This window comes from Alistipes megaguti, from assembly GCF_944320325.1.
GTDB classification, from domain to species: Bacteria; Bacteroidota; Bacteroidia; order Bacteroidales; family Rikenellaceae; genus Alistipes; species Alistipes megaguti.
In genome coordinates this window covers 131,038-153,414 of the sequence record NZ_CALUHA010000001.1, presented here as the reverse complement: position 1 = coordinate 153,414, position 22,377 = coordinate 131,038, and the positions used below count along the sequence as shown (strand labels likewise).

The following is a 22,377-nucleotide window of genomic DNA, read 5'->3' as shown; positions in this document are numbered from 1 at the left end:
CCCACATTCTGCCCCTGCTGCCGCGCGAAGCCCATTATCTCTTCACACAGGCCCGCTCCGAAAGGGCGCTTCCCGCCGCCGAACTGGCTGCCAAGGCTGCCATCTACGGGTTACAGGGTGAAGCCTTCGGGGAGGTGGGCGAGGCCCTGAAGCGGGCTCGCGAACAGGCTTCGGCCGAAGACATGATCTTCATCGGCGGAAGCACCTACGTCGTGGCCGAGGTGCTCTGATCCCGGCGGGCGAAGGGGCGAGCGGAAAGGCCGGCAGACAGAGAAACCGGCGGGCGGACGAAGGGGCGAGCGGAAAGGCCGGCAGACAGAGAAACCGGCGGACGGACGAAGGGGCGAGCGGAAAGGCCGGCGGGCGGACGAAACCGACGGGCGAAGAAGTCGGCCGAACAGGTGCGACCGTCGCAGATCTCCAACGAAAAACCGGCCCGGCAACCGACACGCAGCATCCGGCCCCCGCAATTGACTCGCTGAACCCGTTCCCGCAATTGACTCGCAGAATCCAACAGACTCGTAGAATTCCGCCCCCGCAAACCGACAAAAAAGAGCGAAACCCCGCAAGGTTCCGCTCTTTTGCATCAGGCCTGGCCCATTTTGGGACCCGTATCCGGAATCGGCGTCGGGGTCGGAATCTCAATCTTGCCCACGTTGCTCTCGTAACGGATGATGTTGTCCTGCAGCGAGCGAAGCAGCCGCTTGGCATGCTCCGGCGTGAGGATAATGCGACTCTTGACCCGCGCCTTCGCTACCCCCGGAAGCACCGTCGCAAAGTCGATGATGAACTCCGAGGTGGAGTGCGATATGATGGCCAGATTCGAATAGTGTCCCTGGGCCACCGAATCGTCCAACTCAAGGTCGATACCAAACTGTTTCATCTCTGCCATTCCCTTCGAAAGATTTGGTTTATGCAAATTTAACCGCTTTCGGCCCTCGATGGACAACCCCCGGACCAAAAGTTTTCGATATTTTATCAACAGTCCTGACCTCCGGAACATACTCCCGGACCCTTTTTTCCCGTTTGTTGCCGCGGATACGATCCTTTTTCGTATCTTTGTCATCCAAACCTGCACACTCCGGGCATTATGGCATTCGAGATCGTTGAAACCCTCTTCCGCGGAATCTGCGTGGGCGTCGCGGCTTCCATCACCGTCGGCCCCGTAGCCGTGCTGTGCATCCAGCGGACCCTCTCCAAGAGCCGACGGTCGGGAATCGTCTCCGGAATCGGAGTCGCCTGCGCCGACACCTTCATGGCCATGGCTGCCCTCTTCTTCTACTCGATGCTCCAAACCCAGATCGAGCAATACAACACCCTGCTCAGGGTCATCGGCGGCATCTTCGTCGTCATCGTCGGCGTCTTCATCTTCGCCCAGAACCCCGTCCCCCAGATCCGCCGAAACAGAGCCGGGAAAAGCTCCCTCTGGCAGGACTTCGCATCGATATTCGGCCTGACGATCGCCAACTTCATCATGGTCGTCCCCTATATCCTCGCCTTCTTCGCCGTCTTCAAAATCTCGAGCGGCGAAATGACCGACCACACCGTCGGCGGATTCTTCCGCGCCCTGTTCGTCATCGCCGGATTCTTCTGCGGCGCCGCCACCTGGTGGACCTTCCTGGCCTGCGTGATCAACCTCTTCCGGAGAAGATTCCGCCCCCGCCACATGCTCACGATCAACCATGTTGCCGGTATCATCATCGGCATCCTCGGCATTTACACCATATTATCCACCTTCTTTGACATCTTCCCAAATGTCGGACACTAAAAAGACAAATCCCAAAATCATAATCGCCGTCGACGGATACTCCTCCTGCGGCAAAAGCACCTTCGCAAAGGCCATTGCCGCTCGGCTGGGCTACATCTTCATCGACACCGGCGCCATGTACCGCGCCGTGACGCTCTACGCGCTGGAACACGGCGCCATCCGCTCGGGAATGGTCGACGAAGAGGCCGTCGTCAAGCTCCTCGGCGAAATCTCGATCACATTCCGCTTCAACCCCCAGCGCGGAGCCAGCGACATCTACGTCAACGGCGATCTGGTCGAGGGAAAGATCCGAACGATCGAGGTCTCGAACTGCGTCAGCCAGGTCAGCGCCATTCCCGAAGTGCGCCACAAGCTGGTGGCCATGCAGCAGGAGATGGGGCGCCGGCGCGGAGTGGTGATGGACGGACGCGATATCGGAACGGTCGTCTTCCCCGACGCCGAACTGAAACTCTTCATGACGGCCGACCCCAAGGTGCGGGCCGAACGCCGTTACAAGGAGTTGCGCGAAAAGGGAATGGAGGTTTCGCTCGAGGAGATCGAGCGTAACGTCCGCGAACGCGACAAGGCCGACATGAGCCGCGCCGTCTCGCCCCTGCGTCAGGCCGAGGATGCCATCGTACTGGACAACAGCCACATGACCGTCGACGAACAGATGACATGGTTCCTCGACCGTTTTGCCCGGGTGACCGGACAGCACCCGGATCGGTAGAACCGGCTCCGAAGCCCCGAAACGGGTGAAGCAAGGACCTGCGGATGGAGAAAACCGAGCAGGGAGAAGCGGGCCGAGCGAGGGGGGGGCAAAGGAAAGAGAGGAATAGGAAGAGAGGGACTCGAGCATAAGGAGAGGGGCACACTGGAGAGACCGGACGGAAAGAAGCCGGACGGAAAGAGAGGTCCAAACGCAAGGCGAAATCCGAACGGGCAGGTGCCTCAGGACAACGCGAAGAGTCGAAATAACTAAAATTGGACTTATGCATATCGAGATAGACGACAAATCGGGATTCTGCTTCGGCGTGGTCCGGGCCATCTCGCAGGCCGAGGAGGCCCTGGCGGAAGGCGGGACGGTCTATTCGCTCGGAGATATCGTCCACAACCGCATCGAGGTCCAGCGCCTCGAGGAGCTGGGGCTTCACACCGTGACCCACGACCGGATGGAGGGGATTGCCGGCGGCCGGCTGCTGATCCGAGCCCACGGCGAGCCTCCCACAACCTATGAACGGGCACGAAAGTTGGGGATTCACGTCATCGATGCCACGTGTCCCGTCGTGGCACGGCTCCAGCGGAGAGTCAAGCAGGCTTACGAGGCGATGCTGCCCGTCGGCGGACAGGTCGTCATCCTCGGAAAGCGTGGACACGCCGAAGTCGTCGGTCTCACGGGGCAGGTCGACGGACCGATCCTCGTCATCGAACGAGCCGAAGATCTGCGGCAGATCGACTTCGCGCGCCCGATCCACTTCCTCTCGCAGACCACCCAGAGCATCGCCCTCTTCGAGGAGCTCGGCGCCGAGATGAAACGTCGCGCCAAAGTCCCCGAAGACGTCCGCATCGACGACACGATCTGCCGACAGGTCGCCAACCGCGAGCAGTATCTCACGCAGTTCGCCGCACGCTTCGATGTGGTGATCTTCGTCTGCGGCCGCAAGTCCTCGAACGGAAAGGTTCTCTCCGAGGTCTGCCGCCGCGCAAACCCGAAGACCCATGTGGTCGAAGAGCCCGCCGAGATCGACAACGGTTGGTTCGCGGGAGCCCGAAGTGTCGGAATCTGCGGCGCCACCTCCACCCCCAAGTGGCTGATGCAGCAGGTGGCCGATGCAATCGATAAAAGAACAGTTCAGTGAATCATAAATAGTTTTTCCATGAAATACTTCATCCGTTCGCTAAAATATTTCTGCGCCCTGTGCGTTCTCTGCCTGGCGATCATGTATCTGAACCGTCTGGCCGGCACGGCACGGCTCTCGGTGAGCGACACCTTCTACGTGATGTTCCACACCCCGCGAGGCATGATGCTCCCCGTGGTAATTGTCATCCTGGCCGCCTTCTACCCCAAATTCGGATTCGTCTCGCGCCAGGTCGAGGGCGACATCGACGAAAACCGGCAGCAGATCCTCAACGCTTTTGGCTCCGAAGGATTCTCGCTCCGCAGCGAAGAGGAGGGCACATTGACCTTCCGCGCCGACAACTGGGGCAAAAAACTCCTCATGCTCGGCGAGGACGAACTGAAAGTATCACAATATGGACAATGGATCCGCATCGAGGGTAACCGCCGCGGCGTGGCCCGCGTCCAGTACCGCCTCGACTCCTACATGCAGATGATTCGTCACGATGAAAAGAATGAATAGAAAATACCGCCGTTGGACCGTCGCAGCCGCCGTCGTGGCTGCGGCTGCCGTCACCGTCTTCGCCGCCCGAAACGACTTCGGGCTCGGCCGCAACATGGAGATCACCGTCAACATGATGCGTGAACTCTCGCTCAACTACGTCGATCCGATCGACCCCGACCGTCTGATGGAGGGGGCCGCCGCCGGCATGGTCAGCGATCTGGACCCCTACACGGAGTACATCCCCGAAAAGAACATGCAGGACTTCGAACTGCTCACGACCGGCAAGTACGGCGGCATCGGCGCCCTGATCCGCCAGAAGGAGGATTACGTCCGCATCGCACAACCCTACGAAGGTTCGCCCGCCGATCTGGCCGGTCTGCGCATCGGTGACAAGATCCTCGCCATCGACGGAAAGGATGCCCGAGGCTTGACCACGCAACAGGTCTCCGACCGGCTGAAGGGACAGCCCGGCAGCAAGGTCCGCGTGACGGTCGAACACCTCGACGGCACGCAGGAGACCCAGAGCATCCGCCGCCAGCGCATCGCCATCCCCGGAGTCCCCTATGCCGGGTGGATCGCCGACGGCATCGCCTACATCCGCCACAGCGACTTCACCGAAGGATGTTACGAGGAGATGCGCGCCGCCCTGGAGCGTCTGCGCCGGGAGGGCGAGCTGAAGGGGCTCGTGCTGGACTACCGCTCGAACGGCGGAGGTATCATGCAGGAGGCCGTCAAGATCCTCGGCATGTTCGTCCCCAAGGGAACGGAGGTCGTCAGCACGAAGGGCCGCTCGGAGAATTCAAAGCAGGCCTTCCGCACCGAGACGGAACCCATTCTGCCCGATCTGCCCCTCGTCGTACTGATCAACGGCAACACGGCCTCGGCTGCCGAGATCGTATCAGGGGCCCTGCAGGATCTCGACCGAGCCGTCCTGATCGGCCAGCGCAGCTTCGGAAAGGGGCTCGTCCAGACAACCCGCCCCCTGGGTTACAACACCATGCTCAAGCTCACCACCGCCAAGTACTACATCCCCTCGGGGCGCTGCATCCAGGCCATCGACTACTCCCACTCGCAGGAGGGGAGCGTGCGCACGGTGCCCGACTCGCTGATCTCCGAATTCTCGACCCGCGCCGGCCGGAAGGTCTATGACGGCGGCGGAATCATGCCCGACATCCGCACCGAACCCGAATACATCTCCCGCTTCGCCGTAACGCTCTATGCCCTGGGATTCATCGAGGACTTCGGGGACGAATACACCCGCCGGAACCCCGGCAAGCAGATCGACATCCGCTCGTTCTCGATCACCGATGCCGACTATGCCGATTTCGAGGCCTTCATGAAGGACAAGAAGGTCCCCTATGAATCGGATACCCGCCGGGCAATCAAAGCCCTGAAGAAGGCGGCCGAGGAGGACCGGTTCACCGATCTCGAAGAGCGCTTCGAAAAACTCGAGGCCGAACTCAAGGACGACACCCAGACCAATCTCGAAACTTATCGCGAACAGATCGTCGATGCCATCAACAACGACATCGTCCTGCGCCACGGCTATCAGGCCGGCGTGATCGAACACTCGCTCGGAGACGATCCCGAAGTCAAACGCGCCCTCGAGGTGCTCGGCGCCCCCGAAGAGTATGCCCGGATCACGACCAGTCAGGATACCGCCCGCAAATAGTCTGCAGTTCCGATAAATGCCGCCGGCCATGAAAATCCATGCGCACAAATTCTCGTTCCGAAACCGCGTCGTCGTCATCATCGTCGGCGTGGCGCTCGGCGCCGTGTCGCTGCTCTACACCAACGAAATGGCCCGCAAACTCAAGGGTAAGGAGCAGCACGACGTGGCCCTCTGGGCCCACGCCATGGAGCGCGTCAGCCGCGATATGATGGGAACCATTCAGGACCCCCTGGTCGCCGATATCATGTCCACCGGAAACAACATTCCGTTCATCATCACCGACGAAAACCTCGAGGTCATCAACTCCCACCTGATCCCCGACAAGATCATCGACCACCCCGATCGGCTCCGCAGGCAGATCGACAAGTTCATGTCCGAAAACCAGCCCATTCCCGTGCGGTTCCGATTCTCGTCGGAACACTACCACCTGATCTTCTACGGAAAATCGGCCCTGCTCAAGTCGCTCTACTACTTTCCCTATATTCAGATCATCGTCATCGCGGCGTTCATCACCCTGGGATTCATTGCCTTCCGCTCGTCGAAGCACGACGAACAGAACCGCGTCTGGATCGGTCTGGCCAAGGAGACCGCCCACCAGCTGGGCACTCCGACCTCCTCGCTGCTCGGATGGATCGAGTATCTCCGCTCGCAGAATATCGACCAGGCGGCCGTCGAAGAGATGAACAAGGACCTCACCCATCTGATGAAGATCACCGACCGCTTCTCGAAGATCGGCTCCGAAACCCCGCTCACCCCGGCAAACATCAACGAGGTGGTCGGAGAATCGGTCATGTACTTCCGCAAGCGGATCCCCCGCAACGTCACCCTCGACTACAACGGGCTGGCCATCGCCCCCGTACAGGCCAACATCAATGCCGCCCTGTTCGAGTGGGTGGTCGAGAACCTCATGAAAAACTCGCTCGACGCCCTGCAGGGACACGGCACCATCGACGTCAGGATCTCTTCGGACGACAAACACGTCATGATCGATGTGAAGGATACCGGAAAGGGAATCCCCAAAAGCAACTGGAAACGCATCTTCGAGCCCGGATTCACCACCAAAACCCGCGGCTGGGGACTCGGACTGTCGCTCTCGAGACGTATCGTCGAGGAGTATCACCAGGGTAAGATCGCCGTGATCGACTCCGAAATCGGCAAGGGAACCACCATCCGCATCACCCTTAAACGCACCTTTGCCGCATGAGCCGGGATTGGGCACATAGCATCGTGGTGACCGAGATCCCGAATACGACAGCGGAGCCCGTCAAGGAGACCTTCCGGGAGGCCGGGGATGAGGAGCAGGACCTCGCGAGCGAAAAAACCTCGACGGCGGGACAACATGCCGTAAAGAGTAAGCCGGCGACCACGGGACAGCACGCCGCGGGCGAAAAACCGGCAGCCACGGGTCAGCACGCCGCAAGCGGAAAACCAGCATCGACGGAACGGAATGCCGCAAACGGGAAACCGGTGGACTCGGAACAGCATGCCGCAAACGAAAAACCGGCGACCGTGCGGCCAAGAGCCGAAAACGGGGCCGGAAAGGCTCAAGCAACATCCGGAGCCGCGGTTCAAACCGCCGACGAAGAGTCGGTGCGGAGCGTGGCCGATTCGCTGGCGGCAAAGTCCGACTCGCTGAGCCTTGCGGCCGATCCCGCCTACTCGTACGAAGCCGAGGCCTTTCACTATTCGGAGCTCGATTCGGTCCGTTTCGGATGGAGCTCCAGCGGAACTCCACGCCCGAATTCCGCGCAACTCCCCGGACGTGACACCACCGTGGAGGCCCTGTTCGGCGCACAATCCTACATCGTACAGACAGAACGCATCGAACGACCCGTCAGCGATTCATTCACCGACAATGCCGTTTTCCAGAGTTTCGTGCTGCTGCTCGCCGCAACCTATGCCACGCTTCTCTATCGCAATCTGGGAGACGTGAGAACCCTGCTGAAACGCATCTCCCGAGACTCGGCTGCCGGCGAACGCCTCTCCGAAGAGCCCGGCGCAAACGGCTTCTCCCGCTTCCTGAACGTGACGGCCGCAATCGGCATGCTCTTCATGGGTGTCATCGTCGTCAAGTACGGCGACACGCTCATGCCCCCCGAATTCGGACGCGCGCTGTCCCATGCCGCCGTCCTCGCGCTGAGTCTGACGGCCTCGCTGCTCTGGGCCGTCATCATCCTCTTTCAATCCTCGATCATCCGTATCACCGGAGCCATCACCCTCACCCAGCCCTTCACAGCACAGCTCTCCCTGCTGCGCCGAACCTATTTCGCGCTGGCCGTCATCGTCACCTCCCCCACGCTCCTCCTCTTCGCACTCTGCCCCCGCGGCACCGGCGGTGCCTGGTTCATCCTCGGAGCCGTCGAGTTGATCATTACGGCCGTTTTATACCTCAGGGAATCCCTGAACCTCTTTATTTCTAAAAAAATTTCGATTTTGCATTGGTTTTTGTACCTTTGCACCGTGGAAGTCTTCCCAATCAGCCTCTTATGGCTCCTGGCGGCAAGATGATACACGACGAAGGTAAAACTAAACATCCGTAACGTTGAAAGTAAAGAGCGTACTGGTTTCGCAGCCCAAACCTGCTGTCATCGAAAAGTCCCCGTTCTACGATCTGGCCCAGAAATACCAGGTCGAAGTGGCCTACAAACCCTTCATCCGGGTCGAAGGTGTCTCGCTGAAGGAGTTCCGTGCCCAGCGTGTCGAGATCCTCGATCACACCGCCGTCATCTTCACCTCCCGCACCACGGTCGACAGCTTCTTCCACATCTGCGAAGAGGCCCGGATCACCGTCCCCGAAACCATGAAGTACATCTGCCAGACCGAGGCCGTCGCCCTCTATCTCCAGAAGTACATCGTTTACCGAAAACGAAAGATCTCGTTCGCCGACGGGTCGTTCACCTCGCTCGTCGAACTGATCATCAAACACAAGGAGGAGAAGTTCCTCCTCGCCCTGAGCGAACCCCACAAACCCGAACTCCCCGAAACGCTCGCCAAACTCAAGCTGGCCGTCGATCCCGTTATCCTGGCCCGTACGGTCGCCAGCGATCTCGAGGCCGTCAAGATGGAGGAGTATGACCTGCTGGCACTCTACTCCCCCTCGGATGTCAAGGCCCTGGTCGAAAAGTTCGGAAACGAGGGGCTGCCCGCCGTCGCCGTATTCGGCGAAGGTACGCTCAAAGCCGCCCTGGAGGCCGGACTCACCGTGCTGGCAAACGCCCCCACGCCCGTAGCACCCTCGATGGTCAAGGCGATCGATCTGCTCATCCAGAAGATCCAGAAGGGCGAAGAGATCTCGCCCGTCGAACTCGTCACCGACGCACGCAAGGAGGAGTTCATCCGTACGCAGCAGCACAAGCTCGCCAAGAAGAGCCGCGTGCGCCGTACCACGACCGAAACCCGAAAATAACAGTTCCGAAGGGTCAGCCCCCTCGACGACCGGCTGACTCCCGAGAAGGCCCAAACTTCGAAAAACATGTCTACGCACTCGCTTCCCCGCAACGAAAGACTTCGCTCGCTGGGAGCGGTGCGCCGACTCTTCGACGACGGCGAGAGCGGCTTCATCTTCCCGTTCCGCTACGTCTGGTTCGCCGAACCCGACACCGAACGCAGCGTCGAAATCCTCTTCTCGGTCCCCAAGAAGTTCCATAAACGCGCCAACAGGCGAAATCTCCTCCGCCGCCGGACCAAAGAGGCCTACCGCCTTCAGAAACAGATCATCACGGAAGGTGGGGAGCTGAACCTCGACATCGCCCTGATCTACTCCTCGAAAGAGGTCCTCTCGGCCAAATCCATCAGCCATGCAGTCCGCCGGATTCTGGAAACGGTTGCTGCACGTCTGTAAGCGGATCGGCGTCCTGCCGCTGATCGTGCTCGTGCGCTTCTACCAGCTCTGCATTTCGCCCTTCACCCCTCCGTCGTGCCGCTTCACGCCCACCTGCTCGCAATATGCCCTCGAGGCGCTGCGCAAGTACGGTCCGCTGAAGGGGCTCTGGCTTACCATCCGCCGTCTGGCCCGCTGTCATCCCTGGGGCGGCAGCGGCTATGACCCCGTGCCGTAGCGGCCGGCCGGACAATCGGAAAGGGACCGTTACTCCCTCCGCAAGAGACGTCACCCATCACGGCACAAAACCGGGTAAAAAAAGACCGACTCGTCGCCGAGCCGGTCCCAAGGGAAGTTGCGTCACCCTTACAGAATTCCTGTTACATCACTTTCAAACACAAAGATCGTACCCCTGCCCCAAACAAACAATTCCGACCCCAACTATTCGGATCGGAATTGCCAAAAAATCCGCTTTTTAAAGGATCGGAGTGTAATTCGCGGCGTCACGGCGGCCCGAGCCCGTCTCTTCGACAGTCTCAACCGGCAGAAGCCCCATTGAATGCGGTCGGCCCTCCGGACGGATTGACCGGAGCGGCGGGCAGACGGGCGGCGGGCAGACGGGCGGGAATCAGTCCGAAAAATCGGAACAACACTCCTCCGGGGTCTCAAACTCCAGCGTCACGTGCGAGATACCCAATTCGCAAAGCAGGTGCTTCAAATCATGCTTGATCCGCTCCTGGGCCGCAAGGTCCGTCACAACGACGTGGGCCGTCAGGGCATTCTCGGTCGTACTGATGGCCCAGACATGGATGTGATGGACCGTCCGGACCCCCTCGACCGTCGACATGCGCTGTCCGATCTGTTCGACGTCGATTCCCTCGGGCACACCGTCGAGCGACAGGCGCAGGCTGTCGCGCGTCAGCGACCACACCGAAGCGACAATCACACACGCCACGGCCAGTCCGACAATCGGGTCGATCAGCGTCCATCCCGTCCACGAGATCACCACGCCCGAGAGAAGCACCCCGATCGAAACCAGCGCATCGGCCGCCATGTGCAGGTAGGCCCCCTTGACATTCAGGTCACGGTCCTTGTCCTTCATGAAGAGCCAGGCCGTGAAGCCGTTGACCACGACGCCGATACCCGCCGTCCAGGCGATCGCTCCGCCCTCGACCGGTGCGGGATGGAACATCCGGCCGATACTCTCGGCAATGATCATCCCGACGGCAATGAGCAGGATCACGGAGTTGAGCAGCGAAATCAGCACCGTACTCTTCTTATAGCCGTAGGTATAGTGCGGCGTGGCGTGGACCTGCGCCAGCCGGAAGGCCAGCATCGCCAGCAGCAGACTCGCCACATCCGAAAGGTTGTGACCGGCGTCCGACAACAGCCCCATCGACCCGTAGAAGAGGCCGACGGCAAATTCGATGATCACAAAGCCCGCATTGAGCGAGATGCCCCACAGAAAGGCCCGGTTCAGCGAGGTCAGCGTGTGGGTGTGATGGTGATGATGAGGTTTCTGAGTGGGTGTCATGGTTGTCCGTACGTTTAAAGGTTATGTTTCCGGGATGGTATCCTTGATCTCCGAGAGTTCGACCAGCTTGTTGACGATGGCGTAGATCGTCAGACCGGCCGCCGAGTGGATCTGCAGCTTCGAGGCGATATTCCGCCGGTGGGTGATCACCGTATGGGCCGAAATGCAGAGCGCATCGGCGATCTGCTTGTTCGTCATCCCCTTCACCACGCAGACGACAATCTCCCGCTCACGGGCACTCAGCGCCTCCGATTTCGGAGGCTCCACCCCCTCGGCCGCCAGCCGCTCGACGGCCGGAACGAGGATCTCGTCCTCGACGGCGTTGTGCGACGCCAGCTCCTGTTCGCAAGTGAAGATGTCGAACAGCACACCGTTCAGTTCGTTTGTGCTCCCCGAGGGGTAGTACTTGATGATGATGTTCTTCAGTTCGCCCAGTTTGGCGTCGACCTGGTCGTGGTGGCGCCGGAAGATCTCCATCGAGTAGTCCGCGCTCCGCTCCCCGGCCAGCAGCTTCTCCACGTAGGGAAAGACCCGCTGCTCCTCGTAGGACATGTGCCGCTGGACCTCGGCCACGTACTCGTCGAAAAAGCGCAGAATGGCAAACGAAACGTCGTTCTGCGCGCAGTCGACCGCCTCGATCAGCTTGCGGCGGATGGCCGGCAGGCGGAAATTCAGAAAATATCCGTGCGAATTGTGCAGGTAGTCGGTCAGCGCCCGCACCGAGATCCCGTCAGCAAGCTTCTCCCCGAGGCCGTGGTTCATCAGCAGGTTGACAACGGCCAGGAAGGTCGCCGTATCGACCTGATTGTCGGCACACACCTCCGCAATGCTCTTGTCCCCGAAGCCCAGCGCAATGCCGAAACGGCTCATCACCTGAAGCACCGCATAACGGTCGCAAACCAGGTCACACATGCGGTCATCACCGCCATATCCTCCGGATTTATACATAAAATCAGGTATTTTTTCATTCTGCCGCAAAATTAATCCGGCAATCCAGATGCCGCAATACCCACCATGCGGTATTTTTCAACGCCGCCCGATATCCGTATAGGTCATCTGAAGCATCGTGCGGCCGACATCCAGCAGCTCGGGATTCGTCTCCGTCACCACACGGTCGCCCGTGGCATCCCACACCGCGGCACCCAGCGAATCCACCACCCCGAAGCCGTCGTTGAACGTATAGTAGGCAAACTTGCGCGGCGGCGCCGGCGCGAAAATATCCTTGCTGTAGTCGAAATCCGTGTGGGCAAGGCCCAGCTGTCCGAGCAGCGTCGCCGCCAGGTCGATCTGCGAGGCGTAGGTCTCGATCCGCTGCGGACCGGCCACCGCTCCGCCCGTCCAGATCATCGGGATCCGATGGCGCAGCGGTTCGTTGTAGGAGAGTGTCGCCGGGTAGGGGTAACCGTGGTCGGCAACCAGCACCACCAGCAGGTTCCGCCAGGCGGGCGAGGCCTTCAGGCGGTCGAGCATCCGCCCCACGCAGGCGTCCGAGAAGGCCATCGCATTGAGCACCGGATCGGCGAATTTCGAGTAGGGAACATCGAACGGCGTATGGCTGCTCAGCGTCAGAAGCGCCGCCAGGAAGGGTCGTCCGCCCTCGTCGAGCGAGATCACCCGCTCGGCAAACCAGTCGCACATCACCTCATCGTCGTAACCCCAGTCGGCCGCCTCGCGGTCGAAGTGCAGATCCTTCTGCCAGACCAGCTCCTGCCACCCCGTGGCATAGAGGTACGACGCCTGGTTCGTGAAGTTCAGGTCGCCGCCGTAGGAGAAGCTCGTCGCATACCCCCTCCCGGACATCGTCCGGGCAATCGAAGGCAGGTTGTGGCTCTTGGCCGGGAGTTTCATGATCGACATGCGCGTCTGCGCCGGGAAGCCGCTCAGAAGGGCCACCTCGCCGCGGTCCGTGCGGTAGGAGTTGGCAAAGAAGTTCTCGAACCAGAGCCCCTCCTCCTTGAGCCGCTGCATGTTCGGCATCACCGGCTCGCCGTCGACCCGCTCGTCCATCACCGTGCGGGCGAAACTCTCCAGGATCACCAGCACCACGTTCGGCCGTGAGGTCGTAAGCACCCGTCGGGCCGGCGCCTCGGCCCCGGGGGCATTTCCGCGCAGCGCCGCAAAGCGCTCCGTGAGCTGCGGCTCGTCGTAGAAGGGGTACTCCGCGGCGTAGTCCGTATTCCGGTCGCCGAGGCTCGAAAGAAACGAAAAGACGGGATTCGTCGCCGCATGATTCAGAAACATATCCGAGCTGAAGTAGACCTTCGAGACGTTGGCCGTCGAGGCCCCCATGCCGCCGCGGATCGCCAGAAAGTCGAAGCCCGCCAACAGCAGCATCACCAGACTCCCGACCGAAGCCGTGCGCCAGCCGACCCGCTGGCCGTCGAAAAACCGCAGCGTGCGGCGGTAGAGCCAGATCATCAGCGCGGCATAAAGGGCCGCCAGCAGCGTCTGACGCACCCCGAGCCAGAAATCCACACTCGCCATCGCCTCCTTCGGATCGGAGAGGTAGATCAGGATCGTCGCATCGAGGCGGAAGCCCCAATGTTCGTAAAGGGCCACGTCCACGGCAAAGATCACCGCCGTCAGGACCGACACCAGCACAAAATACCCGGTAAGGATTCCCCGCCACAACCGCTCCGGAAGGCGCACCCACAGCGACGCGAGCATCACCAGCAGCGGCACGGCCGTCACGTAGCCCGCCACCGTCAGATCAAGCGAAAGACCGTGCCAAAGCACCGCCATCCAACCCCCGAAACCGGCTCCGGCCGCCTCCGCGGCGTACCACGCCATGAAAACCGGCTTCTGGAGCGCCATCAGTACCACCGTGGCCGCAAAAACCGCCAGAACAAATCCGATCTTCCGCCTCATCACCGTCAGATCTTTTCGCCGTAGGCCAGGTCTCCGGCATCGCCGATGCCCGGAACGATGTACGAACGCGAGGTCAGCTCCTCGTCGACCACCGCCGTCCAGATCGTCGTATTCTGGTGAGGCATGTGCTTCATTGCGTAGTCAACACCCTGCTCGCTGGCAATCACCGACGCCACGTGTGTGCAGGCCGGTACGCCGCCCTTCTCGCACAGCGCATTGTAGGTCAGAACCAGCGACGAGCCCGTCGCCAGCATCGGATCAACCAGCAGCAGCGTCTTCCCCTCGAGGCTTCCGCATGAGATATACTCGACCTTTACCGTGAATTTCCCGTCCTTCGTGCTCTTGCGGTAGGCCGATACAAAGGCATTCTGCGCATCGTCGAAATAGTTCAGAAAGCCCTGGTGGTAGGGGAGTCCCGCACGCAGGATCGTCGCAATGACCAGTTGGTCGTCGATCACCTGTACCGTGGCCTCGCCCAGCGGCGTCTCAACCACCTGCGGACGGTAATTCAGCGTCTTCGAAATCTCATAGGCCGTGATCTCGCCGATCCGTTCCATGTTCCGTCGGAATCGCATCGAGTCCTTCTGGATCTCGCGGTCGCGGATCTGCGAAAGAAACTTGTTCAGAACCGTGTTCTGTTGGGAAAGTACGTGAAGTGTCATAGGGATTTGGGATGTTTGTCAATAGAGAAAATTGTTGAACGGATAACGCCCGGCATGAATCTCTCGCACCATCCCGTACAGATCCGAGCGGAATTTTTCCAGGTTGATCTTCTGCAGCGCCGAGAGGAAGATGCACGGCGTATTGGCCCGCGCAATCCAACTCTTCTTCAGATCCTCGAGCGAAAGGTTCTCGCGCGTGGCGGGCGTCAGGTCGTCCTCGGCCTTCTCCACCCACCGGTAGGCATCCACCTTGTTGAAGACCAGATAAACCGGCTTGTCTCCGGCACCGATCTCCTGCAGCGTCTGCTTCACCACGGCGATCTGATCCTCGAACTGCGGATGCGAAATGTCCACCACGTGGACCAGCAGATCCGCCTCGCGAACCTCGTCCAACGTCGACTTGAACGATTCGATCAGTTCGGTAGGCAGCTTGCGGATGAAGCCCACCGTGTCCGAAAGCAGGAACGGCAGGTTGTCGAAGACCACCTTGCGGACCGTCGTGTCGAGGGTCGCAAAGAGTTTGTTCTCGGCAAAGACGTCGCTCTTCGAAATCAGATTCATCAGCGTCGACTTCCCGACGTTCGTATAGCCCACCAGCGCCACCCGGACCAGCGATCCGCGGTTCGAACGCTGGACAGCCATCTGGCGGTCGATCTTCTTCAGATCCTCCTTCAGCTTGGCGATGCGGTTGCGGATGATTCGGCGGTCGGTCTCGATCTCTCGCTCACCGGCACCGCCGCGCGTGCCCGTACCGCCCCGCTGCCGCTCGAGGTGGGTCCACAGTCCCGACAACCGCGGCAGCATGTATTCGTTGTGGGCCAGCTGGACCTGCGTCTTGGCATAGGCCGTCTGAGCCCGCGACAGAAAGATGTCCAGAATCAGACGCGTGCGGTCCAGCAGCCGGCACGGAAGCTCCTTTTCGATATTGCGCGTCTGCGACGGGCTCAGTTCGTCGTCGAAGATCACCACGTCGATCTCCTCCTCCTTGCAGTACTCGACGATCTCGGCCAGTTTGCCCGGCCCCACGTAGATGCGGGCCGAAGGCTGCGGCAGACGCTGCGTAAAGCGTTTCACGGCCCGGATATCGGCCGTCTCGGCCAGAAACTCCAGCTCGTCGAGGTATTCGTCGGTCTGGCGCGCATCCTGATTGTCACGTACCACGGCAACCAGTACCGCCCGTTCACGCAGCTCCTCCGTTCCTGTTTCGTTTGCCCCCTCCTGTTTCGACCGGGGCATTTGTCTCTTCTCTTCCAAAATTTTCCTGATCAACTATGTTTCCCGCGACCGAAGCCGGCAAAAACCGCTCCCGCGGATTGACTCCATGCGACAAAAAGGGTATCCTCCACGAAGCAGGATACCCTATATTCAAATGATCCGAAGATCCGCATCAGTTCTGTACGCGGAAATCCACCGGCAACGTATACTTCACACGTACAACCTGGTTACGCTGTTTGCCCGGCGTCCACTTCGGCGACTTGCTCAGCACGCGGACGGCCTCCTCCGACAGCGAACGGTCCGGAGTCTGCAGCACCTGGATGTTGGTCAGACGGCCGTCCTTCTCAATCACGAACGACAGAACCACTCGGCCCTGAATACCGTTCTCCAGGGCAATCTGCGGGAACCTCACATTCTGCTGAACCCACGCACGGAACGTATTGAGGTCACCGCCCTGGAACGAGGGCATCGTCTCGGCAATCAGGAACGGCTGGTCATCCTCGACAACCTCCTCCTCGACGACACCGACCGTCTGCACGACATCCACATCCTCGTCAAACTCCGTAAAGTCGACCTCCGTGGTAATCTTCGTGTCATTGGTCACGACCTGAAGCAGGTCGGCAATAACCTTTACCTCCACCTTTCTGGGGGTCTCGGGCGGTTTCTGATCCTGACGCGTGATCTCTACGATCTGCTCTTCAACGATAGGAGCCTGCAGGTCCACTTTCTCGATACGCTTCTCTTCGGGGGTGTACGAGAAGGCCCCGATCACGAGCAAGAGTGATACGACAAGACCGATCTCAAGCAAAAGGCCCCGTTTGTTTTTCAGGTCCGCTTTGGGTGATTTTTTGATTTCCATATTTCAAGTTTTAATTGTTCCGACGTGTTCGGGTTGCGGTCCGGTCTCAAGGGCTTACGACAGAGGGCACCCCCCCCCGCTGCTTCATCAGCCCCTCGGTCCGGCCGGCGCATAATCTCCCGACCCCAATACGGGACAGGCACGCTATGCACCACAAATATAGAGATAAAAATTCAAAATTGAGCGCCTCGGAATAAAAATCTTCATTTTTTACCTACTTTTGTCCTCGAAAAACCAAACCTCAGGATGCAAAAATGACTGATCGTGAGCCGTTATACGGGAAAAATCCACAGGAGCTTGCCGCCCTCTGCAACGAACTGGGTCTGCCGCGGTTTGCGGCCCGGCAAATCGCCCGCTGGCTCTATGTCCGCCACACGGAGGATCCGCTGCGGATGACCGACCTCTCGGCTGCCAACCGCCAGCGGCTGGCCGAACGCTTCACCCCGGTGCTCTCCGCGCCAGAACGCGAAACCCGTTCGGCGGACGGCACCAAGAAGTATCTCTTCCGTACGCTCGAAGGGCATTTCATCGAGTCGGCATATATCCCCGACGGCGACCGTGCGACCCTCTGCGTCTCGTCGCAGGCCGGATGCCGCATGGGCTGCCGCTTCTGTGCCACGGGACGACAGGGGCTGCAGCAGTCACTCTCGGCGGCCGAGATCCTCAACCAGGTGGTCTCGCTCCCCGAACGCGACCGTCTCACGAATCTCGTCTTCATGGGGATGGGCGAACCGCTCGACAATGCGGACAATGTGCTGCGGGCCCTCGAGATCCTCACCGCCGAGTGGGGCTTCGCCTGGTCGCCGACCCGCATTACGCTCTCCACGGCCGGCGTCGTCCCCCAGCTCGAGCGGTTCCTCAACGAGTCGAAGGTCCATCTGGCCGTCAGCCTGCACAACCCCTTTCACGACGAAAGAGCCGAGATCATGCCCGTCGAAAAGGTCTGGCCCATCGCCCGGGTGGTCGAAATCCTGCGTCGGTACGACTTCACCCATCAGCGGCGCGTCTCGTTCGAATACATCGTCATGAGCGGCATGAACGACTCGCCCCGCCATATCCGCGAGCTGTCGCGGCTGCTGAACGGAATCAAATGCCGGATCAATCTGATCCGGTTCCACAAGATTCCCGGGTCTCCCTACTTCTCGCCCGACGCCGAGGCCATGATCCGGTTCCGCGACGCACTCACCGCCCGCGGCATTCAGACCACCATCCGCGCCTCCCGCGGCGAGGATATTCAGGCCGCCTGCGGACTGCTGAGCACCCGAATGAAAAACGAACCCGCTTAATACGCGATCAGCTTACCCAATCTTTTCATCGCTTGCCTTCTTTATGCCAAAGGCATATGAACAGGAATATCGTCAAGGCAAAGTTCAGCCACATCCCAAAGGATAATGAGCCAATACGCATATACATACGCTCTGCCAAAAAGTTATTTCCATTGGACTCTACCATGTATTTCATATCTACATAGGCATTTACCCATATCAATAACTCATATATGGCAATCAGAGCAAAGGCGATAATACCGACTGTTTTCTGCCATTCATTTGTCTATAATGAACAGCATTTCTTTTTGTGATTCAGCAATATAAAAAGCGGGGCTCAGAGAGCGAAAGGAGGCTTGTTCGGATTCGGTCCCCGTTCTGCGGGGAGAGGCAGAGAAGAGACAGAGTGGGGGGGGGTGAGGCCGAGAGAGGTTGAAAAAGCAGAGAAAAGGCGGGAAGGGGACAGTTCCGCGGACGGCGGCGGAGCGTTGCGGCCAAAGCGTGCATGGTCAACAGATTGACCCCGGCGATCAGGCAGCCCGCCACGGCGCAAAGCACGAACACCGCAGGAAACAACCTTAGCAGCATTTCGGAGAGCTAAACCGACGCTATTTTTTCGGGGTGTAGACCACCTTTTTCGTCTCGAAGAACTCCTCGTCGAAGAACGTATGGATATCGTAGAGATCCCAGTGTTTACCCGTACGGGCCAGCTCCTCGGCCAGATCGCCCCCCTTGAGGTAGAGGATGCCGTTGGGCAGCGTGCCATGACGGCCCCGTTCGAGCTTCGGCCACACCCACTTCACGAACTCAGGCATCGCCGTCACGGCCCGCGACACCACATAGTCGAAGCGTTCGGTCAGCGTCTCGACCCGCACGCAGCGCGGCGTCAGGTTCTCAAGCCCCAGGCTCCGCGAGACCCCCTCGACCACCGTGATCTTCTTGCGGATCGAATCCGCCGCCATGAAGTGCGCCCCCGGGAAGAGGATCGCCAGCGGAATGGAGGGGAATCCCCCGCCGCATCCCACGTCGAGAATCCGCGCCCCGTCGTCGAAGCGGCACACCTTCGCGATGGCCAGCGAGTGAAGCACGTGCCGCACGTAAAGCTGGTCGAAATCCTTGCGCGAAACGACGTTGATCTTCGCGTTCCAGTCGGCGTAGAGATCATACAGGGCCGCCAGCCGCTCACGCTGCACGGCATCCAGTTCGGGGAAGTATCCGTAGATTTTTTCCAGGTCGCTCATCGTCTTTCGGTTTTATCGGGTTTTCCTGTTTTACCGGCCGCAGCCGGCGTTTCCGGGGTTTGACGGATCAGGGCCAAACTCTGCCCTCCGGCAACGGATCCGGCGGATCGGCCCTTATCCGGCAGGTTTCGGCCGTCCAAACGGCGATCAACAAGATCGGGCGTCAGGCGGAACGGCCCGGACGGCCCGGACGGCTCGGACGGCTCGGACGGCTCGGACGGCTCGGACGGCTCGGACGGCTCGGACGTCCTCACCGATTCTCGCCTTCGGCGATCAGCCGGCACATCTGCTCCCGGGCCCGGTGGATCTGCGTCTTCACCGTCCCGAGCGGCAGCGAGAGCTTGGCCGCAATCTCCTCGTAGGAGTACTCGTCGAAGAAGCGCATGACAATCAACTGACGGTAGCGCGGAGCCAGCCGTTCGAGATAGTGCTCGATCTGCGTCCGCTGCTGCAGGTTGATGACACTCTCCTCGGGGGTCGGGGCACTCGAGGCCGGAGCGGCAAAACGTTCGTCGATCGGAAGATCATCCTGACGCCGCCGCACAAAATCAATGAAGGTGTTCCGCGCAATGGTATAGACCCACTGTCCGAAGGTGAATTCACCGCTGTAACGGTGCAGGTTGATATAGACCTTGATGAAGGTCTCCTGCAGCAGGTCGTCGGCATCGTTCGTCCCCCCGAGCCGCTGCACGAAGAGGCGGTGGATCGCATCCCGATAGCGGTTGAACAGGTACTCGAAAGCCGTGTCGTCCCCCTTGAGCGCCTGCGTAACCAGCTCCCGGTCGTCGGCTACGATATAGTCGGCTATCTCCATACGCGTTCGTCTCGACGCACCAGCGTCAGGGCCAGCGCCGCCGCCCACAGCGGGCTCAGCAGATCATACAGAAAGTAACGCCCCAGAATCCCCTCTTCACCCAAACGACGTGCCACCCGCCGGACCTCCCACACCACAATGCCGTAGCGCAGCAACAGAAAGAGCAGTGCTCCGAGCTTATACTCCAGCGGCATGACCGCCAGCGCGCAGATCACCGTCACGAAGAAGAGACTTCGCGACACCGGCTCCCAGCGGATATAACTCTTCACGTCGCGCGGATAGAACCGGAAGGCTGAACCGTAGTAGCGCTGCTGGCTCATCCACCAGCCCAGTCCGCCCCACGTCCTCTCGCGAAGCGTCGCCCGCGGCGAAAGAATCACACTCACGTTGTCGCGCGTCATGATCCGCTGCATGAAGAGATCATCCTCACCGATGTTCATGTTCAGGTGGTCGAAGCCGTTGACCCCGAAGTAGAGGCTCTTGGTGAAACCCAGGTTGTGAAGCGTCCCCCGGTAGGCCCGGTTGCGCACCGCGCGCGCGATCCAGTCGGCCGCGTGCATCATCCGCCACGTCCGCATCAGGTAGTTGGCAAAACCCTTCCGACGCTCGACACCGCAATAGCCCACCACGATGTCGCCCCGCATGAAGCCCTTGGCCATCAGCGACAGCCAGCGGTCGGTCTGCGGGCAGGCATCCGTCGAAGTGAAGAGCAGATGCTCGCAGTGCGCCGACTTGATGCCCACGTTGAGCGCCATCTTCCGCGAAATCGGGAAACGAGGATCCAGATGAATCTTCGTCGTTGTGATCTGCGGGAAGGACTGCTTCAGCCGCATGAGATCCTCATAGAAATCCGTATCGTGACCCACGTAGACGATCACTACCTCGAAATCGGGATAGGCCTGCGCCAGTATCAGCGGAAGACGCTCCTCCACAAACGTGTAGTCCTCCGAAAACATCGGAATGATCACCGAAACCGGAGGCTCCCGGTCAAGAATCGCCGCCCGACGGTTGTTCTTGTAGCCTGGAATGCGACCGTAGACAAAGATATAGTAGTAGAGCTGTACGCCGAACATCAGAAGGATCGACCCCGCAAGCGCAAGGCCCTCCCAGCCATAGCTGACCAGAATTTGTTCGAAGAATCGCATATTGACAAAATATGCGCAAAGATACGAATATTTTATGTATTTTTGCCGAATAGATGCATATGAAATTTACCCTCCAACACAAAGACCCCGCCTCGGCCGCCCGCGCCGGTGAGATCGTCACCGACCACGGAAAGATCCTTACGCCGATCTTCATGCCCGTCGGTACGGCCGCCACCGTCAAGGGAATCTTCCACCGCGACGTGAAGAACGAGGCCCGTGCCCAGATCATTCTGGCCAATACATACCACCTCTATCTCCGACCCGGAATGGAGATCATCGAACGCGCCGGTGGCGTCCACCGCTTCTCGACCTGGGACGGCCCGATGCTCACCGACAGCGGAGGTTTCCAGGTCTTCTCGCTGGCCGACTGCCGCAAGCTGCGCGAGGAGGGGTGTCATTTCCGCTCGCACATCGACGGCTCGAAGCACCTCTTCACGCCGGAGAGCGTCATCGACACCGAACGCACGATCGGCGCCGACATCATGATGGCCTTCGACGAATGCCCCCCCGGCGACGCCCCGCGCGACTACGCCGCCCGTTCGCTCGCCCTGACCGAACGTTGGCTCGACCGATGCTTCAACCGATACCACCAGACCGCGCCCAAATACGGCCACTATCAGGCGTTGTTCCCCATCGTACAGGGCTGCTCGTACCCCGATCTGCGGGCCCATGCCGCCGAAAACGTCAAGCAGTACGATGCCGACGGTTATGCCATCGGCGGTCTGGCCGTCGGCGAACCCACCGAAGTGATGTACGAGATGATCGAGGTGGTCAACGCCATCCTCCCCCAGGACCGGCCCCGCTATCTGATGGGCGTCGGCACGCCCGTCAACATCCTCGAGGCCATCGAACGAGGCGTCGACATGTTCGACTGCGTAATGCCCACCCGAAACGGCCGGAACGGGCAGCTGTTCACCGCCCAGGGCGTCATCAACATCCGAAACAAGAAGTGGGAGGACGACTTCTCGCCGATCGACCCCGAAGGCTTTGCCTTCGTCGACACGCTCTACTCGAAGGCCTATCTGCACCATCTGGCCGTCTGCGGCGAGATGCTCGCCGCACAGATCGCCTCGCTGCACAACATCGCCTTCTACCTGCGTCTGGTGGGCGAGGCACGCAGCCACATCCTGGCCGGCGACTTCGTCCCGTGGAAACAGGCAATGGTCGAAAAACTCACAAGAAGACTCTGACCG

Annotated in this window: 22 protein-coding genes and 1 pseudogene; 13 read left to right on the top strand and 10 right to left on the bottom strand. The window is 60.1% G+C overall.

From position 1 onward, the window contains the following. Window positions 1-230 (top strand): annotated as a pseudogene (locus PUQ42_RS00655) (bifunctional folylpolyglutamate synthase/dihydrofolate synthase); the annotation flags it as partial. Window positions 231-586: 356 nt separating this feature from the next. Here the strand turns inward: PUQ42_RS00655 and PUQ42_RS00650 are convergent. Further along, window positions 587-892 (bottom strand): DUF3467 domain-containing protein, encoded by a 306-nt coding sequence (locus PUQ42_RS00650; RefSeq protein WP_087404581.1) that lies wholly within the window; start codon window positions 890-892, stop codon window positions 587-589. 198 nt (window positions 893-1,090) lie between these two features. Here PUQ42_RS00650 and PUQ42_RS00645 point away from each other — a divergent pair, with 198 nt between their 5' ends. The 10 genes from PUQ42_RS00645 to yidD all read left to right on the top strand — a co-directional run bounded on the left by PUQ42_RS00645 (window position 1,091) and on the right by yidD (window position 9,819). After that, window positions 1,091-1,768: a LysE family translocator gene (locus PUQ42_RS00645; protein WP_087311120.1), complete on the top strand. Its 678-nt coding sequence runs from the start codon at window positions 1,091-1,093 to the stop codon at window positions 1,766-1,768. Further along, a complete protein-coding gene (cmk, locus tag PUQ42_RS00640; protein WP_087404579.1) occupies window positions 1,755-2,477 on the top strand; it encodes a (d)CMP kinase in 723 nt (240 codons plus the stop codon). Before PUQ42_RS00645 ends, cmk begins: the two co-directional genes overlap by 14 nt. A 262-nt stretch (window positions 2,478-2,739) precedes the next feature. Beyond that, window positions 2,740-3,606 (top strand): 4-hydroxy-3-methylbut-2-enyl diphosphate reductase, encoded by an 867-nt coding sequence (locus PUQ42_RS00635; protein WP_204246463.1) that lies wholly within the window; start codon window positions 2,740-2,742, stop codon window positions 3,604-3,606. Between the two features lie 18 nt (window positions 3,607-3,624). Beyond that, window positions 3,625-4,107 (top strand): hypothetical protein, encoded by a 483-nt coding sequence (locus tag PUQ42_RS00630; RefSeq protein WP_087311117.1) that lies wholly within the window; start codon window positions 3,625-3,627, stop codon window positions 4,105-4,107. Beyond that, window positions 4,100-5,761: a S41 family peptidase gene (locus PUQ42_RS00625; protein WP_087311116.1), complete on the top strand. Its 1,662-nt coding sequence runs from the start codon at window positions 4,100-4,102 to the stop codon at window positions 5,759-5,761. The genes PUQ42_RS00630 and PUQ42_RS00625 overlap by 8 nt, the downstream gene beginning before the upstream one ends. Before the next feature lie 28 nt (window positions 5,762-5,789). Continuing rightward, window positions 5,790-6,965, top strand: coding sequence for a sensor histidine kinase (locus PUQ42_RS00620; RefSeq protein ID WP_087404606.1), 1,176 nt, complete (start codon window positions 5,790-5,792; stop codon window positions 6,963-6,965). Further along, window positions 6,962-8,269: a DUF4271 domain-containing protein gene (locus PUQ42_RS00615; RefSeq protein WP_122119965.1), complete on the top strand. Its 1,308-nt coding sequence runs from the start codon at window positions 6,962-6,964 to the stop codon at window positions 8,267-8,269. Before PUQ42_RS00620 ends, PUQ42_RS00615 begins: the two co-directional genes overlap by 4 nt. A gap of 34 nt (window positions 8,270-8,303) precedes the next feature. After that, window positions 8,304-9,167, top strand: a complete 864-nt coding sequence (locus tag PUQ42_RS00610) for a uroporphyrinogen-III synthase (RefSeq protein ID WP_162992820.1) — start codon at window positions 8,304-8,306, stop codon at window positions 9,165-9,167. Between the two features lie 66 nt (window positions 9,168-9,233). Next, on the top strand, window positions 9,234-9,602 hold the full coding sequence (locus PUQ42_RS00605; protein WP_087311114.1) for a ribonuclease P protein component: 369 nt from the start codon (window positions 9,234-9,236) through the stop codon (window positions 9,600-9,602). Next, entirely contained in the window at window positions 9,559-9,819 is a 261-nt protein-coding gene (yidD, locus tag PUQ42_RS00600) for a membrane protein insertion efficiency factor YidD (protein WP_087311113.1), read from the top strand. Before PUQ42_RS00605 ends, yidD begins: the two co-directional genes overlap by 44 nt. Window positions 9,820-10,209: 390 nt before the next feature. Here the strand turns inward: yidD and PUQ42_RS00595 are convergent, their stop codons facing one another. The 6 genes from PUQ42_RS00595 to PUQ42_RS00570 all read right to left on the bottom strand — a co-directional run bounded on the left by PUQ42_RS00595 (window position 10,210) and on the right by PUQ42_RS00570 (window position 16,719). Then, on the bottom strand, window positions 10,210-11,115 hold the full coding sequence (locus tag PUQ42_RS00595; RefSeq protein ID WP_273369891.1) for a cation diffusion facilitator family transporter: 906 nt from the start codon (window positions 11,113-11,115) through the stop codon (window positions 10,210-10,212). Window positions 11,116-11,136: 21 nt separating this feature from the next. Beyond that, window positions 11,137-12,063 (bottom strand): helix-turn-helix transcriptional regulator, encoded by a 927-nt coding sequence (locus tag PUQ42_RS00590; protein WP_273369889.1) that lies wholly within the window; start codon window positions 12,061-12,063, stop codon window positions 11,137-11,139. 78 nt (window positions 12,064-12,141) lie between these two features. Beyond that, window positions 12,142-13,983 carry an LTA synthase family protein gene (locus PUQ42_RS00585; protein WP_273369888.1) on the bottom strand — a complete coding sequence of 614 codons (1,842 nt, stop codon included), beginning with the start codon at window positions 13,981-13,983 and terminating at the stop codon, window positions 12,142-12,144. 5 nt (window positions 13,984-13,988) lie between these two features. Beyond that, window positions 13,989-14,645, bottom strand: coding sequence for a uracil phosphoribosyltransferase (gene upp / locus PUQ42_RS00580; protein WP_087311109.1), 657 nt, complete (start codon window positions 14,643-14,645; stop codon window positions 13,989-13,991). Window positions 14,646-14,663: 18 nt separating this feature from the next. Next, window positions 14,664-15,881 (bottom strand): GTPase HflX, encoded by a 1,218-nt coding sequence (hflX, locus tag PUQ42_RS00575; protein WP_087311108.1) that lies wholly within the window; start codon window positions 15,879-15,881, stop codon window positions 14,664-14,666. A gap of 151 nt (window positions 15,882-16,032) precedes the next feature. Further along, window positions 16,033-16,719, bottom strand: coding sequence for an energy transducer TonB (locus PUQ42_RS00570; RefSeq protein WP_122119969.1), 687 nt, complete (start codon window positions 16,717-16,719; stop codon window positions 16,033-16,035). Between the two features lie 254 nt (window positions 16,720-16,973). Here PUQ42_RS00570 and rlmN point away from each other — a divergent pair, with 254 nt between their 5' ends. Continuing rightward, on the top strand, window positions 16,974-18,005 hold the full coding sequence (gene rlmN / locus PUQ42_RS00565) for a dual-specificity RNA methyltransferase RlmN (protein WP_273369887.1): 1,032 nt from the start codon (window positions 16,974-16,976) through the stop codon (window positions 18,003-18,005). A 587-nt stretch (window positions 18,006-18,592) separates the two neighbouring features. On the opposite strand, the gene rsmG is transcribed toward rlmN, so the two are convergent. The 3 genes from rsmG to PUQ42_RS00550 all read right to left on the bottom strand — a co-directional run bounded on the left by rsmG (window position 18,593) and on the right by PUQ42_RS00550 (window position 21,184). After that, a complete protein-coding gene (rsmG, locus tag PUQ42_RS00560) occupies window positions 18,593-19,216 on the bottom strand; it encodes a 16S rRNA (guanine(527)-N(7))-methyltransferase RsmG (protein ID WP_122121540.1) in 624 nt (207 codons plus the stop codon). Between the two features lie 259 nt (window positions 19,217-19,475). Continuing rightward, on the bottom strand, window positions 19,476-20,039 hold the full coding sequence (locus PUQ42_RS00555; RefSeq protein ID WP_087311103.1) for an RNA polymerase sigma factor: 564 nt from the start codon (window positions 20,037-20,039) through the stop codon (window positions 19,476-19,478). Next, complete coding sequence (locus tag PUQ42_RS00550) at window positions 20,030-21,184, bottom strand: glycosyltransferase family 2 protein (protein WP_273369886.1); 1,155 nt, start codon at window positions 21,182-21,184, stop codon at window positions 20,030-20,032. Before PUQ42_RS00550 ends, PUQ42_RS00555 begins: the two co-directional genes overlap by 10 nt. 59 nt (window positions 21,185-21,243) lie before the next feature. Between PUQ42_RS00550 and tgt the strand changes: the two genes are divergently transcribed. Then, the gene (tgt, locus tag PUQ42_RS00545; protein ID WP_087311101.1) at window positions 21,244-22,374 is read left to right on the top strand and encodes a tRNA guanosine(34) transglycosylase Tgt; all 1,131 of its coding nucleotides are present in this window, start codon (window positions 21,244-21,246) and stop codon (window positions 22,372-22,374) included. Window positions 22,375-22,377 lie beyond the last annotated feature (3 nt).

Coding starts and splice junctions, on each gene's coding strand:
- PUQ42_RS00650 (WP_087404581.1), bottom strand. CDS start 892: ATGGCAGAGATGAAACAGTTTGGTATCGACCTTGAGTTGGACGATTCG.
- PUQ42_RS00645 (WP_087311120.1), top strand. CDS start 1,091: ATGGCATTCGAGATCGTTGAAACCCTCTTCCGCGGAATCTGCGTGGGC.
- cmk (WP_087404579.1), top strand. CDS start 1,755: ATGTCGGACACTAAAAAGACAAATCCCAAAATCATAATCGCCGTCGAC.
- PUQ42_RS00635 (WP_204246463.1), top strand. CDS start 2,740: ATGCATATCGAGATAGACGACAAATCGGGATTCTGCTTCGGCGTGGTC.
- PUQ42_RS00630 (WP_087311117.1), top strand. CDS start 3,625: ATGAAATACTTCATCCGTTCGCTAAAATATTTCTGCGCCCTGTGCGTT.
- PUQ42_RS00625 (WP_087311116.1), top strand. CDS start 4,100: ATGAATAGAAAATACCGCCGTTGGACCGTCGCAGCCGCCGTCGTGGCT.
- PUQ42_RS00620 (WP_087404606.1), top strand. CDS start 5,790: ATGAAAATCCATGCGCACAAATTCTCGTTCCGAAACCGCGTCGTCGTC.
- PUQ42_RS00615 (WP_122119965.1), top strand. CDS start 6,962: ATGAGCCGGGATTGGGCACATAGCATCGTGGTGACCGAGATCCCGAAT.
- PUQ42_RS00605 (WP_087311114.1), top strand. CDS start 9,234: ATGTCTACGCACTCGCTTCCCCGCAACGAAAGACTTCGCTCGCTGGGA.
- yidD (WP_087311113.1), top strand. CDS start 9,559: ATGCAGTCCGCCGGATTCTGGAAACGGTTGCTGCACGTCTGTAAGCGG.
- PUQ42_RS00595 (WP_273369891.1), bottom strand. CDS start 11,115: ATGACACCCACTCAGAAACCTCATCATCACCATCACACCCACACGCTG.
- PUQ42_RS00590 (WP_273369889.1), bottom strand. CDS start 12,063: ATGTATAAATCCGGAGGATATGGCGGTGATGACCGCATGTGTGACCTG.
- PUQ42_RS00585 (WP_273369888.1), bottom strand. CDS start 13,983: ATGAGGCGGAAGATCGGATTTGTTCTGGCGGTTTTTGCGGCCACGGTG.
- upp (WP_087311109.1), bottom strand. CDS start 14,645: ATGACACTTCACGTACTTTCCCAACAGAACACGGTTCTGAACAAGTTT.
- hflX (WP_087311108.1), bottom strand. CDS start 15,881: ATGCCCCGGTCGAAACAGGAGGGGGCAAACGAAACAGGAACGGAGGAG.
- PUQ42_RS00570 (WP_122119969.1), bottom strand. CDS start 16,719: ATGGAAATCAAAAAATCACCCAAAGCGGACCTGAAAAACAAACGGGGC.
- rlmN (WP_273369887.1), top strand. CDS start 16,974: ATGACTGATCGTGAGCCGTTATACGGGAAAAATCCACAGGAGCTTGCC.
- PUQ42_RS00555 (WP_087311103.1), bottom strand. CDS start 20,039: ATGGAGATAGCCGACTATATCGTAGCCGACGACCGGGAGCTGGTTACG.
- PUQ42_RS00550 (WP_273369886.1), bottom strand. CDS start 21,184: ATGCGATTCTTCGAACAAATTCTGGTCAGCTATGGCTGGGAGGGCCTT.
- tgt (WP_087311101.1), top strand. CDS start 21,244: ATGAAATTTACCCTCCAACACAAAGACCCCGCCTCGGCCGCCCGCGCC.